We start from the raw sequence: 13,580 nt of genomic DNA, 5'->3' as shown, positions 1-13,580 counted from the left end.
GGGGGCGCACGTACGAGAGCTTCGGCGAGGACCCCGAACTCGTCACCCGCATGACCACCGCCGTCGAGGGCTACCAGGGCCGCCGCCCGTCCCGCCTCCCGAGCCCGGCCCGGCCGGGAACGACCTCCTGCCCGCGGCGCCGCCCGCCCGCTCCCCCCAGAGCCCTGGCCGGACGGCGCCCGCGGTCAGACCGACGCCGCCGCGATGATCTTCGAGGCGGTCTGCTTCGCGCTGTCGATCGGGATCGCGAACCCGAGGCCGATGCTGCCCGAGCCGCTGCCCGAGGTGAGGATCGCGGTGTTGATCCCGATGACCTGCCCGGACATGTTCACGAGCGCGCCGCCCGAGTTGCCCGGGTTGATCGGCGCGTCCGTCTGGATCGCGTTCTCGATCACCGTCCGCTCCTCCTGGCTGAGCTCCTGCTGCAGGCCCGGCGGCAGCCAGGGCGCCCGCTGCTCGGGCTGGTCGCTCCCCTCGCTGACCTGCCGGCCGAGCGCGCTCACGATCCCCGAGGTCACCGAGCCGTCCAGGCCGAGCGGGCTGCCGATGGCGAGCACCTGGTCGCCGACGGCGAGCCCCTCGGTGGTGCCGAACGAGGCCGGCTTCAGCCCCGAGACGCCCTGCGCCTTCAGGACGGCGATGTCGTTCGTCCGGTCGCCGCCGACGACCCGCGCCTGCGCCGTCCTGCCGTCGCTGAACTTCACCGCGACCTGCTGCGCCCCGTCGACCACGTGCGCGTTCGTGACGATCGTCCCGTCCGCGCTGAGGATCACGCCCGAGCCGCCGCTGCCGCCCGCCCCCGACTGCGCGGTGATCGACACGACGCTCGGCAGGACGGCCGCCGCGACCGCCGACACCGAACCGCTCGCGTTCGACGCGCCCGTGACGGCGGTCGGCGCGGACCGCGCGGGCTCGTCGGTCAGCGCGAGGGCCGCCGCGGCGCCCCCTGCGCCCGCCCCCACGGCGAGCGCCAGCGCGGCCGCGCCCAGCGCGACCGCCCGCCGGATCCCGCCCGGCCGCCGCGCCCCCCGCCCGGGCCCACCCGGCCCCCCGAACACCCCGGACACACCCCGCGCACCGGCCGCGCCGGTCGTCCCGTACGCCCCGGGCACGCCGAACGCCCCGTAAGCACCGGACGCCCCATACGCGCCGTGGGCACTCGCGCCCTGCGTCCCCGCACTTCCGCGGGCCTCGCCGGGCGCCCCGTACGGGCGCGGAGCGGTCGTGCCGGGGGCCGCCCCCGTCCCGTAGCCGGTGGGCGGGTGCGGGGTGCCGTGGGGCGGGGTCTCGTCGGACGGGCCGGTGGACGGCTCGCGGTGCGGGTCCGCGGGCTCGGCGGGCGTTCCGGGCACGCCTCCGTGCGGGTGGAAGTCGGGTCGTTCTGGCTCCGACGGGTGCGTGCGTTCGCCGCTCATGTCATCCCCCTCGTGGTGTCTCGTCCATGAGCCTGCGTCGCGGATCTGCATCCGGGCTGCATCCGACCTGAAAGGTTCCTGAACGCCCGCCGCACGAAAAAACCGCGGCCGAGGGGGACGTGCGGCGGTTCGTCCCCCGTCGGCCGCGGTGGCGCGAGGCTGGCCAGGGCGCGGGACCCCCGCTCCCCGCCGGGACCGGGCGCGCCCTGTGCCCTCACTCAACCGCACCTACCTGAGCGTTCGCTGAACGCCGGCTCCCGATGTCCCGTGCGTGCCCGCCGCGCCGCGACACCGCGGCCGCGGCGAGGAGGCCGCCCACCGCGACGCCCGCGAACACCGCGAAGGCGAGCGGGTAGCCGTCGTCGGGCGGGGCCGCGTCGAGCAGCGCGGTCGCGGCCTGCGCGCCGATCGCGCCGCCGACCGTGCGGACGATCGTGTTGACGCCGGTCGCCGTGCCGATCCGGGCGGGATCGGCGGCCTGGACGACGAGGTTGCCGATCGCGGCGAACGCGAGCCCGTAGCCGAGGCCGATGAGCGCGCCCGCGGCGTAGAACTGCCAGAGCGCCGCGTGCGCGAGGGCGAGCAGGACGAGCGCGCCGATGGCGCACGCCGTCCCGGCGAGCAGCGCGGCGCGGTGGCCGAGCCGGGCGGCGGCCGGTCCGCCGCCGAGCATCAGCGCGGCGACCGGCAGCATGACGAGCCCGGACGCCGAGCCGGACAGGCCGAAACCCGGGTCGGGCGCCTGGACGAACCGGGGCACGAGGGTGATCGCGCCGAACATCGCCGCGGCGATCAGCAGGGTCGCGGCGTTCGCGGCGAGCGGGGTGCGGGCCCGCAGGCCGCGCAGGTCGACGAGGGGTTCGCGGATCCGCAGTTCGGCGACGGTGAACGCGGCGAGGAGGGCGGCCGCGCCGCCGAACAGCGCGATGATCTGCGGGGGCTCCCAGGCGCGGCTCTGGCCGATGCCGAGCAGCAGGCACACGAGGGTTCCGGAGAGCAGGACGGCCCCGATCGGGTCGATCCGTCCCGGGGTGCCCGCCGGGCCCGCCGGGAGCCGCAGCGCGAGGGCGAGCGCCGCGCCGGCGAGGACGAGCGTCAGCCAGAACGGCCACGCGGTGCCGAGCACGTCCACGACCGGCCCGGCGACGACCATGCCGGCCGAGCCGCCGATGCCGAACATGGTGCTGATCAGCGCGATCGCGCCGGGCGCCCGGTGGCCGGGCACCGCGGACCGGACGATCCCGAACGCGAGCGGGAACACGCCCGCGCTCGTCCCCTGCAGGGCGCGCCCCGCCACCAGCCAGCCGAGCGAGTGCGCCGCCGCGGCCAGCGCCGCGACGAGGGACCCGGCGGCGAACAGCAGCAGGCAGCCGAGGAGGACGCGGCGGTGCCCGTGCAGGTCGCCGAGCCGTCCGGCGATCGGGGTGACGACCGCCCCGGCCAGCATGAACGCCGTCAGCGTCCAGGTGACGCCGCCGGGCGTCGCGTGCAGTTCGGCCCGCAGGGCGGGCAGTGCCGCGATGACGATCGTCTGCGCGAGCGCGGCCGCGAACGCGGCGACCGTCAGCGCGGGGACGGCGTTCCTTGCGGGCCTTCCGGGCATGGCGCCCTCCTCTCGAATTAGGTAAGGCGAACCTAAATCTTGCGGACAGGTGTCCGCAAGATGTTCGGCTACGGTGCTGCGCATGTCGTCGACCACCGGCCGCCGCGCCTGGGGGAGCATCAGCCGGGACGAGATCGTCGCCGCGGCGGTCGGCATCGTCCGCCGCGACGGCGTCGGCGCCCTCACCGTCCGCGGCCTCGCCGCCGACCTCGGCGTCTCCCGCATGGCGATCTACCGGCACGTCGCCGACAAGGACGAACTCGTCGCGGCCGTCCTCGACGCGATCGCCGCGCACGACGTCGTCCCGTCCGACATCGGCACCGGCCCCTGGCCGGACCGGCTCCGCCGCGTCGCCGACGGGATGCGCCGCGAACTCGGCGCCTACCCCGGGATGATCGACGCGCTCGTCGCGCACGGCGGCCACGGACCCGGCGCGCTGCGGCTCGTCGAGACGATCCTGGAGATCCTCGCCGACGCCGGCCTCGACGAGCGCGCCGCCGTCCGCTACTACCTGGTGTTCGTCGACCTCGTCATGGGGCGGCTGCACCGCGAGGTGCACGGCGACCCCGTCGCCCGGCACCGCGACGCCAGCCTCGACCTCCCCGCGGAGGCCCGCGCCGGGCTGCCCCGGCTCCGCGCCGCCGAGCCGCACCTGCGGGCCGTCACGGGCGAGGACGTCCGCCGCGCCGAACTCGACATGTTCGTCCTCGCCGTCGAGACGGAGGCGGCGCGGGGCTGACGCTCACCGCATTCCCCGGGAACGTTCAGGGAGCATTCAGCTTCGGATGGGAACCTCTACCGTGATGGTGGAGGGAGCTGTGTCAGTGGTTGAACGGACGGGCGCGAACGGCGGCCGGACGCCCGAGGCGACCCTGCTCGTCGTCGAGGACGAGCCGAACATCCTCGAGCTGCTCGCCGGGAGCCTGCGGTTCACCGGGTTCGAGGTGGTGACGGCGACGAACGGGGCGGACGCGGTGCAGTCGGCGCGGCGGCACCGGCCCGACCTGATCGTCCTCGACGTGATGCTGCCCGACATCGACGGGTTCGACGTCGCGCGCCGGCTGCGGTCCGGGGGCGACCACACGCCCGTCCTGTTCCTCACGGCCCGCGACGCCGTGCAGGACCGCATCAAGGGACTCACGATCGGCGGCGACGACTACGTCACCAAGCCGTTCAGCCTGGAGGAGGTCATCGCCCGCATCCGGGCGGTGCTGCGGCGGTTCCGCGGCGGGACCGCCGAACCCCCGCCGCGCCTGGTGTTCGCCGACATCGAGCTCGACGAGGACAGCCACGAGGTGTGGCGGAACGGCCGCGCCATCCAGCTCTCGCCGACCGAGTTCAAGCTGCTGCGCTACTTCATGGCGAACGCCGGGCGGGTCGTGTCCAAGGCGCAGATCCTCGACCACGTGTGGAACTACGACTTCCAGGGCGACGCGGGGATCGTCGAGTCGTACGTGTCCGCACTCCGCCGCAAGGTCGACAACGTCGAGCCGCGACTGATCCACACCCTGCGGGGCGTGGGCTACGTGCTGCGCGAGCCCCCGAAGACGGGATGACCGCCGCGCCGCCCGGCGGGCCCGCGCCGCCGGGCCCGTACGGCGCGTACCCGGCGTACCCGCCCGGACGGCGGTCGTTCACCGGGCTCGGGCGCCTCTGGGGACGGACGTCGCTGCGCGTCAAGCTGATCGCGGGGATGATGGTGCTCGTCACCCTCGGGATGACCGTGATGGCCGTCGCGGGCGCGTCCGTCCTGCGGCAGTACCTGGTGAACCGCGCCGACGAGCAGCTGTACAGCTCGGTGGACCGTACCATCGAGCAGATCCGGCCGTACCTGGAGCAGGGCGTGCGGCCCATCGAGCTGCGGATCCCCAGCGAGACGTACGGGGAGATCCGCACGACCGGCAACCGGGTCGTGGACCGCAGCACCGCGCTCGACGAGCGCGGCTACCCGCGGCTGCCCGCCGACCTGTCCGGGCGGCTGGACGAGCCGTTCACCGTGCCGGGCGCGGGCGGTTCGGGCTCGCCGTGGCGGGTGCTCGCGGCCCCGATCCCGGGCGGCGGCACGCTCGTCCTCGGCACCAGCATGGCGCAGATCGAGCAGACCGTCCGGCGGCTCGTCGCGATCGACCTGATCGTCGGGCTGTCCGTGCTCGCGGTGCTCGTGGGCCTCGGGGCGTGGGTCGTCCGGGCGGCGCTGCGGCCGCTGTCGGCGATCGAGGCGACGGCGGGGGCGATCGCCGCCGGGAACCTGTCGCGGCGGGTCCCCGAGGCCGACCGGCGCACCGAGATGGGACGGCTCGGACGGTCGCTGAACAGCATGCTCGCGCAGATCGAGGCGGCGTTCCGGGCCCGCGCCGAGTCGGAGGCGGCGGCCCGCCGGTCCGAGGAGTCGGCGCGCCGGTCGGAGGAGTCCGCGCGCCGCTCGGAGGAGCGGATGCGGCGGTTCATCGCCGACGCCAGCCACGAGCTGCGCACCCCGCTCACCGCCATCCGCGGGTTCGCCGAGTTCTACCGGCAGGGCGCCGCCCGCAGCCCCGAGGAGCTGGGCCGGCTGATCGGCCGCATCGAGGACACCGCCGCCCGCATGGGCCTGCTCGTCGAGGACCTCCTCCTGCTCGCCCGGCTCGACCGGCAGCGCCCCATCGAGCGCCGCCCCGTCGACCTGCTCGCCGTCGCCGCCGACACCGTCCAGGAGACCCGCGTGCTCGCCCCGGACCGGCCCGTCCAGCTGCGGGTCGCCGGCGGCATGGCCTACCAGGTCCGGGGGGACGAGCCGCGGCTGCGGCAGGTGCTCGGGAACCTGCTGACGAACGCGCTCTCGCACACGCCCGAGGGGACGCCCGTCGAGGTGCGGCTGACGTCCGGGACCCTGCACGGCGCGCCCGCGGCCGTCGTCGAGGTCGCCGACGAGGGGCCGGGCCTCTCGCCGGAGGCGCGGGAACGCGTTTTCGAGCGCTTCTACCGGGCGGACGCGTCCCGCTCCCGGGAGGACGGCGGCACCGGCCTCGGCCTCGCGATCGTCGCGGCCCTCGTCGCCGCGCACGACGGCGTCGTCGAGGTCGACTCGACGCCGGGCGAGGGCGCCGTCTTCCGCGTCGTCATCCCGCTGGACACCGACTAGCGCGGCGGGCGGCTCCGCAATCCGTGCGGGTCGAGCAGCGACGCCGTCACGCCCGCGACGACCAGCCCCAGCGACATCAGCACCGCCTCGTGCAGCACCATGCCGGTGACGAGCATCGCGAGCGCCGCCGCCAGCAGCACCCAGAGCAGCGGCCGCCCGCGCCACCACGGGCCGCGCCGCTCCGCCGTCCCGGCCGCCTCGCCGTACTCCGCCATGGCCGCCCTCCGAGGTTCCGCGTGTCCTTTCATTGGACGCGCGGAACCGGGCGGGCGCCATCGGTGCGAGGACCCATTTCCGTGTCCGGCGACCCCCACTTTCGGAGGATGTCGCCGCGCAGGGGCCTGGGGGGTCAGCCGCGCAGGGCGCGGATGGCGCGCATCGCCTCGCGGCGGGCGTCGCCCGACAGGACGTCGATGTAGACGCCCCCGTTCAGGTGCCCGCACTCGTGCTGCAGGCAGCGGGCGAAGTACCCCGTCCCCTCGACGCGGACCGGGGCGCCCTTCACGTCGACGCCCTCGACGACCGCGTGCGAGAACCGGGGGGTGTCGAACCGCAGGTCGGGCACGCTCAGGCAGCCCTCCGACTCGACGAGCGTGTCACCGTCGGCGACCGTCAGGACCGGGTTGACGACGTGCCCGACGTGGCGGCGGCCCCGGTCGTCGTCGCAGTCGTAGACGAACACGCGAAGGCCGACCCCCACCTGGTTGGCCGCCACCCCGGCGCCGTTCTCGGCGTACATGGTGGCGAACATGTCGTCGACGAGGCGTTCGAGGGAGGCGTCGAAGGTCCGCACCGGGTCGCACTCGGTCCGCAGCACCGGATCCCCGAGGAGCCGGATCGGGCGCGGAGTCCCCTTGCGCGTGGTGGTTCGCTTGCTCACCGGAAGATCCTATAAAACGCGCGGCGGTGCGCCCGGCCGCCGCCGGACGCACCGCACGCTCGTCGCCGAGGGGTCTCAGGCGGGGTCGATCGGGCCGCGCGGCGGCACCGGGCCGGGTCCCGCGGCGGACGGGCCGGGCTCCGCGGCCGGACGCGCGTGCTTCGCGACCGGCGGCACCGGGACGTCGGCCGCCTCGGGCCCGAGCTTGTGCACCGCGGGCTGCGGCTTCGCCGGGGAAGGCTGGGCGGACGCCGACGCGGACGGCACGTCGGGCGCGGACGGGCCCCCCGGCGCGGACGGGCTCGCGGGCGTGGACGGGCTCGCGGGTGCGGGCGGCACCGGCTTGGCGGCGGCCGGCGGCGCCTCGGGCGCCGCCGGGGCGGCGGGCGCGGGACGCGGCTTCGGCTCGGCGGCCGGCGCGTCGGCGGGCTTGGCCGCCTTGCCCGCGACGGCGGTCGGGGCCTGCTTGCGCGGCGCGGACGACTGCTTGACGGCGTCCTCGACCATCTTCTCCAGCGGCCCCGCCTCGTTCTCGGCGGTCAGCAGCCGGTGCAGGGTCTCGCTGATCTCGGTGAGCCGCTGCAGCGCCTGCGTGTGGTTCTTGGTCAGCGCGTTGAGCCGCTGCGTGGCGCCCTCGTTGATGACCCCGGCGCGCCGCTCGGCGGTGGTGAGGGTGCGCTCCGCCTCGACCCGCGCGGTCGTCACCGTCTGCTCGGCCTCCTGCTGGGCCGACGACAGCACCCGGTCGGCCTCCTTCTCGGCCGACCCAAGCACCTGCTCGGCCTTCTGCTGCGCGTTCGCGAGGTTCTTCTCGGCGTTCCCGCGAGCGTCGTCGATGATCCGCTTGGACTCGTGCTCGGCGTCCCTGCGGATCTCCTCCCCCTTGGCCTCCGCCTGGGCGATCTTGTCCTGCGCCTCGTCCTCGGCGAGATTGATGATCTGCCGGAGCCGGTCGGACAGGTCGTCCCCGGTCGGCTTGCGCGCCTCGCGCAGCTCGGCCATCTCGCGGCGGATGCGCTCGGCGTCGTCCTGCGCCCGGGCCAGCCGCGCCTCGAGCTCGCGGTGCTTCTGATGGGCGCGGGCGATGTAGTCGTCGACCTGGCGGCGGTTGTAGCCGCGCATGACGATCTCGAATTGCTCGTCTTTGAGGAGATTCGGCAGGATTTCGGCTTCGTTGCTCATGGTGCCTTGGGGGGTCGTTGGCGGGGGTATCACCCCGTCAGGGTCGGATGCATCCTCACCCGCCGGTAGAGCGGGCCCGCGGTGGAAACGTCAGGTTCGACTCTCGTCCGGTACCACGGGTGCGCGCAACCGGAACGCCGCTCTTGCTGCCGTTTCTTCACCCGAGTAGGCCCGACAAACTATCCGATCTCGGGAGAATTCTCGCCTACCGTGAGCCCGTGTCGCGAGGCCCGTCCACAGCCCTGTGGACGGCGCCGCCTAGCATCGGGCCCCATGAACTACGTGGGATCGCTGGGGACGGACCGTCCGGACATCCACCCGGACGCGTGGGTGGCGCCCGGGGCCGTCGTCGTCGGACGGGTGAAGCTGGGGCGCGCGGCGAACGTCTGGTACGGGTCCGTGCTGCGCGGCGACGACGAGGAGATCATCGTCGGCGACGAATGCAACATCCAGGACCTCTGCTGCCTGCACGCCGATCCCGGCATGCCGGCCGTCCTCGAGGACCGGGTCAGCCTCGGCCACAAGGCGATGGTGCACGGCGCCCACGTCGAGACCGGCTCGCTGATCGGCATCGGCGCGATCGTCCTGAACGGCGCCCGCATCGGCGCGGGCACCCTCGTCGCCGCCGGGGCCCTCGTGCCGCCCGGCAAGACGATCCCGTCCGGGGTGCTCGTCGCGGGGACGCCCGGCAAGGTCGTCCGCGAACTCCGCGACGACGACCGGCTCGTCCTCGAACACACGCCCGACATCTACGTCCGCAAGGCGGAGCAGCACCGCACCACCGCCACCTGGACCGAGTGACCCGCCCCCGCCCGGCTGACTACGATGACGGGCGTGGTGTGGGGACCGGGCTATGGCAGTGCTCCGCCGCCCAGCCCCCGGCGGGGGCCTGATCCGTTCGCGGAGGCCGAGCGCGACACGCGGGCGATGGTGGCCGCGGCATGGTGGCCGTCGGCGCCGCCGCAGCAGCGGCAGCACTCGATCGGCGGGCGCATGCTCGTGCTGCCCGACGGGACGTGGTGGCTGTTCGGCGCCTGGGCGCGCTGGTACCGGCTGCACCCGTCCGACGGGCAGTGGTACCTGTGCCCGCCGCCGCGCACCCCCGCCGTCCGGATGGCCGCGCGGCCCGCGCAGCAGGGCGGCGGGCGCGTCCCCGACCTGCCCCCGCACGTCGTCCCCGCCGGGCCCGACTTCTCCTACGACCCGCCCGCCGGGCTCCCGTTCGTCGGCCACGGCTTCGCGACCGACCTGACGTCCCGCGTCGCCGCGACCGTCCAGTCCGCCGCCGCGCTGACCGCGGCCGAGTACCCGCACTGGTGGTCGCAGTTCACGCCCGAGACGCCGTCCACGGTCGTCGCCGCGTGGGGCGTCATGCTGTGGTGCGCGCCCGCGCCCGCCTTCGACTCCCGGCTCGACGCGCAGATGCTCGACCTGTGGAAGCCCTACCGGGCCGTCCCGCTGCCCGACGTCGACGGCCCCCGCTGGCTCACCCCGCCCACCCTCGAAGCCCTCGTCGGCCTGTACGCCGAACGGCTCCGCGCGAGCCGCGTGGACGCCGCCGTCGTCGTCCTGCGCACCATGTGGGCCGTCGCGAACGCCCTGCGCGAGGACGTCCGGTTCCAGACCCGGGCCGACGCGCTGCTCGCGATCCTCGGCACCACCCTCGCGAACCCGACCGTCGACTACGACGCGCTCCCGTACGGCGACCAGGCGATCGCCCAGCAGTGGCTCACCCGCTGCCCGCCGAACCTCGTGCCCGCGCTGCGCAACGAGAGCTCGCCCGGCGACGACCTGCGGCACGCGTTCTACACGCTGTCCGAGGTCATCGCCGACCTCTCCGGCGACCCCGCCGACCCCGCGTACATCGAGCCCCGCCTCGTCGCCGCCGCGCTGCTCGCCGCCGACCTCGCCGTCGTCCGGCGCGACGTCGCGGGCTCGATCGTCCCCTGGCTGGACCCGGAGATCCGCTACACGGTGCAGGCCGTCACCGACCAGCAGGGTCACCCGCTGCGCCGGCTGTGGCCGGACGACATGCGCCTCCCCGAACCCCTCCGGTCCGCCGCCGGATCCGGGCCCGGCGCCGAGACCCTCCTCGCCGCCATGTACGAGGTCGACCTCGCCTGGTGCCGCCTCGGCGGCATGCCCGCCCGTCCCCGCGGCTTCCCCGTCCCCACGGCCGTCGTCGCAGGGATCATCGGCCGCAACCGGGCCCGCGCCACCGCGCAGTCGCCCACCCACACCTCCACCCCGCGCCCCGCGATGCCGCCCCCCGCGTCCGCGATGCAGAGCCAGCCCGGCCTCGCCCCCGGCGCCGCCCCCGTCCCCCCGGCCCCCGCCCAGCCCGACCGCCCGTTCGTCCAGCCCCCGGCCGGACGCGCCTGGGAGGGCCCCGCGGAGGACCGCGACGACGCCGCACCCCCGTACACCGAACTCGGCTTCGGGCCGTCCGCCGTCCCCCCGCCCGGCGCCGGCCCCGCCGCCCCCGGCGGCTGGTCGACCCCGAACGAGAACCCGAACGTCCCACCCCCGCGCGGCGCCCGAACCCCACCCCCCGCCGCCGCTTGGAGCCCGTCCGACGCACCCGCGATGCCGTCCCCCGGCCCGGACGGCCCCGGCGCCGCTTGGGGCCCGGGTGATGCGGCCGCGGCCGCGTCCGGGATGCCGGGTGTTCCGCCGGGCGCCGGGCCGGACGGCCGCGGCACCGGGCGCGGCGCGAGTGGTGGCGGCGCGGCGGCGGCCGTGGCGCCGGGCGTCGGCTCGGACGGGCCTGGGGCCGGTTGGGGCCCGGGTGATGCGGCTGCGGCTTCCGGGATGCCGGGTGTTCCGCCGGGTGCCGGGCCGGACGGGCGCGGTGCGGGTGGTATGGGTGCGGCGGCGGGGGTGTCCGCCGGGGACGTCGAGACCGTGGGGGACGGGCCGGGGGAGTCGGTCGCGCCGCCGTACACCGAGTTGGGCTTCCAGCCGTCCGGTGCGGCGATGCCGGGGGCGCAGCCTCCGCCGCCGGGGCCGGGACGGCCGGGCGGGGCCGCCGGGGGGCCGCAGGGGCCCGGGTGGCCCGGGGAGGACGCGGCCGCGGTGCAGAGTGCTCAGCCCGGATGGGGCTCGGGCGGTGCGGGTGCGGCGCGGGGGCCCGCGTGGCCCGGGGAGGACGCGGGCGGGGACGAGGCGGGCGGGTCGGCCGCGCCGCCGTACACCGAGCTGGGGTTCCGGCCGTCCGGTGCGGCCTCGGGACCGGCGGGGCGGCACCCGTGGCCCGGCGAGGAGCCGGGGGGCGCGCAGCCTCCGCCGCCCGGGACCGGGTGGCCCGGGGAGGACGCGGACGCCCCGCGCGGCGGGCCCGCGGGCCCGGACGCGCCGGGCATCGGGTGGCCCGGGGAGGACGACGCGAACGCCGCGCCGCCGTACGCGCGGCTCGGGCACGGCCCGCCGGTGCCGCCGGTCCCGCAGGGGCAGCCGGGCGGGTTCGACCCGCACTCGACCCGCGTGGAAGGCGGGCCGGGCGCGCCGCCGCGGCCGCCGGGGACCCGGGTGCTCGGGCCCGGCGACATGGACGACGACGCCACGGCGCCCGACGCCGGGGATCCGGGCACGCGGGTCATGTCGGAGACGATGGTCGGGAACTTCGACTTCCTGGACGACACGCCGTCCCCCGAGACGCCGGTGCACGAGATCCCGCCGCCGCGCGATCGGAGCGAGCGGCGCGCGATGGAGCGGTTCGGCATCGGGTACGTGTCGGGCGGCCACGACACGGCGGTGCTGCTCGACGAGCTGCGGCGGCAGGCGGTGGAGCTGACGGCCCCCGCGGGCGCGGGCTTCGAGGAGACCCGGGTGGACGGGGCGCCGAGCTCGATCCGGTCGGGGACGCCGGGCGTCCTGCTGGTGGGGGCTCCGCACTCGGGGCAGCGGCGGCTCGCGCGGTTGATCGCGCTGACGCTGCGGGACGGCGGGCTCGGGGACGGGACGGTCCGGGCGCACGACGCCGAGGACGTGCGGGACGCGCCGGACGAGCGGATCGGGGAGCTCCTCGCGCAGCCGGGGCCGACGATCCTGTTCGAGCGGCTCGGGGCGGCGATCGCCGAGGCGGCGGATCCGCACGCGGCGGCGGGGGCGGTGCGGCGGGCGCGCCGGGACCCGGTGAACACGACGCCGGTGGTGGCGACGTGCGAGCCCCGTGCGTACAAGCGCCTGCTGCAGGATCATCCGAAGCTGGTGCAGGCGTTCCGGGTGCACCGGATGCCGGACTTCGCGGACGTCGACAACCGGCTGACGCTGCTGCACCTGCTGGCGGAGGAGCGGCGGGTGACGGTCGGGGCGGAGGCGCTCGAGCGGGCGCGGGCCGATCTGGAGCGGCTGCGCGGGCCGGGTGACCTCGTGAACGCGCGGCTCGTCGAGGCGTACCTGGACCAGGCGTGCCGCCGCAACATGCAGCGGGCGGGCGCGTCGCACGACCGGCTCGTCCTGACGCCGGACGATCTGGCGGGGGTAGCGGAGGGCATCGAGCCGGCGCTGCGGCCGCCGGGGGACATCGGCGTCCACCTGGCGCGGCTGGACGAGCTGACGGGCCTCGCGGACGTGAAGGCGGCGGTGCGGGAGCTCGCGGAGGAGGCGCAGGTCGCGGCGGACCGGGCGCGGCACGGGGTGCCGACGCCGGCCGCGCGGAACCTGCTGTTCGTGGGGCCGTCCGGGACGGGCAAGACGACGGTCGCGGGCCTGCTCGGCGGCATCTACGCGGCGCTGGGCCGGCTCGGGTCGGGGCACGTGGTCGGGTGCCGTCCGGTGCATCTGGCGGGACGGGACGAGGCGGACGTGCGGCGCCGCGTGACCGGGATGGTGGAGCAGGCGCTCGGGGGCGTGCTGCTGATCCAGGAGTCGCACCTGCTGGGGCGGGTCCCGGCGGTGGTGCGGGAGCTGCTGCGGGAGATGGCGGAGCGGCGGGGCCGGTTCCTGGTGGTGTGCTCGGGGCCGAAGGACGAGACGGAGCGGTTCCTCGCGGGCCATCCGGCGTTCCGCGCGGAGTTCGGCCGGACGCTGGAGTTCACCGGGATGGGCGACCGCGACCTGATGCGGCTGTTCCAGTCGTACGCCGAACGCGACCTGTACATGCTCGACGAGGAGCTGAAGGTCGAGGTGCTGACGCGGCTGGAGCGGATGCGGGACGATCCCGCGTTCGCCTACGCGCGGACGGTGCGGGCGCTGTTCGAGCAGACGGTGGCGCGGCAGGCGGCGCGGCTGGCGGGCGCGGACGTGAACGCGGCGACGGTGTCGCGGCTGACCGCGCGGGACCTGCCGGAGTCGCCGCTGGAGCAGATGATGGGCGATTTCCGGCACGGGTGAACCGGGTGAGCCGGTCGGCCGGCGCGAGCTCGTGGTGCCCGCTGC

At 76.2% G+C, this 13,580-nt stretch carries 10 protein-coding genes; 5 read left to right on the top strand and 5 right to left on the bottom strand.

The features are described 5' to 3' along the window. Positions 1–185: 185 nt before the first annotated feature. Positions 186–1,352, bottom strand: a complete 1,167-nt coding sequence (locus tag AB0L25_RS05410) for a S1C family serine protease (RefSeq protein WP_500168892.1) — start codon at positions 1,350–1,352, stop codon at positions 186–188. Positions 1,353–1,629: 277 nt separating this feature from the next. Further along, positions 1,630–3,018 (bottom strand): MFS transporter, encoded by a 1,389-nt coding sequence (locus AB0L25_RS05405; protein ID WP_500168890.1) that lies wholly within the window; start codon positions 3,016–3,018, stop codon positions 1,630–1,632. 82 nt (positions 3,019–3,100) lie between these two features. Here AB0L25_RS05405 and AB0L25_RS05400 point away from each other — a divergent pair, with 82 nt between their 5' ends. The 3 genes from AB0L25_RS05400 (at position 3,101) to AB0L25_RS05390 (ending at position 6,139) form a co-directional block, all read left to right on the top strand. Then, complete coding sequence (locus AB0L25_RS05400) at positions 3,101–3,757, top strand: TetR/AcrR family transcriptional regulator (protein ID WP_500168887.1); 657 nt, start codon at positions 3,101–3,103, stop codon at positions 3,755–3,757. An 85-nt stretch (positions 3,758–3,842) separates the two neighbouring features. After that, a complete protein-coding gene (locus AB0L25_RS05395; RefSeq protein WP_051301204.1) occupies positions 3,843–4,574 on the top strand; it encodes a response regulator transcription factor in 732 nt (243 codons plus the stop codon). After that, on the top strand, positions 4,571–6,139 hold the full coding sequence (locus AB0L25_RS05390) for a sensor histidine kinase (protein ID WP_500168885.1): 1,569 nt from the start codon (positions 4,571–4,573) through the stop codon (positions 6,137–6,139). Before AB0L25_RS05395 ends, AB0L25_RS05390 begins: the two co-directional genes overlap by 4 nt. On the opposite strand, the gene AB0L25_RS05385 is transcribed toward AB0L25_RS05390, so the two are convergent. The 3 genes from AB0L25_RS05385 to AB0L25_RS05375 form a co-directional block, all read right to left on the bottom strand. Further along, positions 6,136–6,354, bottom strand: a complete 219-nt coding sequence (locus AB0L25_RS05385) for a hypothetical protein (protein WP_500168881.1) — start codon at positions 6,352–6,354, stop codon at positions 6,136–6,138. The two genes, AB0L25_RS05390 and AB0L25_RS05385, sit on opposite strands and share 4 nt — an antisense overlap. A gap of 134 nt (positions 6,355–6,488) precedes the next feature. Continuing rightward, on the bottom strand, positions 6,489–7,019 hold the full coding sequence (def, locus tag AB0L25_RS05380) for a peptide deformylase (RefSeq protein WP_500168879.1): 531 nt from the start codon (positions 7,017–7,019) through the stop codon (positions 6,489–6,491). 75 nt (positions 7,020–7,094) lie between these two features. Next, entirely contained in the window at positions 7,095–8,201 is a 1,107-nt protein-coding gene (locus AB0L25_RS05375; RefSeq protein WP_500168877.1) for a hypothetical protein, read from the bottom strand. A 273-nt stretch (positions 8,202–8,474) separates the two neighbouring features. On the opposite strand from AB0L25_RS05375, the gene AB0L25_RS05370 reads away from it, so the two are divergent. Together AB0L25_RS05370 and AB0L25_RS05365 are read left to right on the top strand one after the other, a co-directional pair. Next, positions 8,475–9,002: a gamma carbonic anhydrase family protein gene (locus tag AB0L25_RS05370; protein ID WP_500168875.1), complete on the top strand. Its 528-nt coding sequence runs from the start codon at positions 8,475–8,477 to the stop codon at positions 9,000–9,002. 33 nt (positions 9,003–9,035) lie between these two features. Further along, positions 9,036–13,535, top strand: a complete 4,500-nt coding sequence (locus tag AB0L25_RS05365) for an AAA family ATPase (protein ID WP_500168873.1) — start codon at positions 9,036–9,038, stop codon at positions 13,533–13,535. Positions 13,536–13,580 lie beyond the last annotated feature (45 nt).

The sequence above is a fragment of the Spirillospora sp. NPDC052242 genome (assembly GCF_040679555.1).
Classification (GTDB): Bacteria; Actinomycetota; Actinomycetes; order Streptosporangiales; family Streptosporangiaceae; genus Spirillospora.
The sequence above is the reverse complement of the archived record's forward strand: the minus strand, read 5'-3'. Positions and strand labels throughout refer to the sequence as shown.

What these genes read in the sequence shown, in the direction of transcription:
- AB0L25_RS05405 (WP_500168890.1), bottom strand. Translation starts at nt 3,018, where the DNA reads ATGCCCGGAAGGCCCGCAAGGAACGCCGTCCCCGCGCTGACGGTCGCC.
- AB0L25_RS05385 (WP_500168881.1), bottom strand. Translation starts at nt 6,354, where the DNA reads ATGGCGGAGTACGGCGAGGCGGCCGGGACGGCGGAGCGGCGCGGCCCG.
- AB0L25_RS05370 (WP_500168875.1), top strand. Translation starts at nt 8,475, where the DNA reads ATGAACTACGTGGGATCGCTGGGGACGGACCGTCCGGACATCCACCCG.
- AB0L25_RS05375 (WP_500168877.1), bottom strand. Translation starts at nt 8,201, where the DNA reads ATGAGCAACGAAGCCGAAATCCTGCCGAATCTCCTCAAAGACGAGCAA.
- AB0L25_RS05390 (WP_500168885.1), top strand. Translation starts at nt 4,571, where the DNA reads ATGACCGCCGCGCCGCCCGGCGGGCCCGCGCCGCCGGGCCCGTACGGC.
- AB0L25_RS05400 (WP_500168887.1), top strand. Translation starts at nt 3,101, where the DNA reads ATGTCGTCGACCACCGGCCGCCGCGCCTGGGGGAGCATCAGCCGGGAC.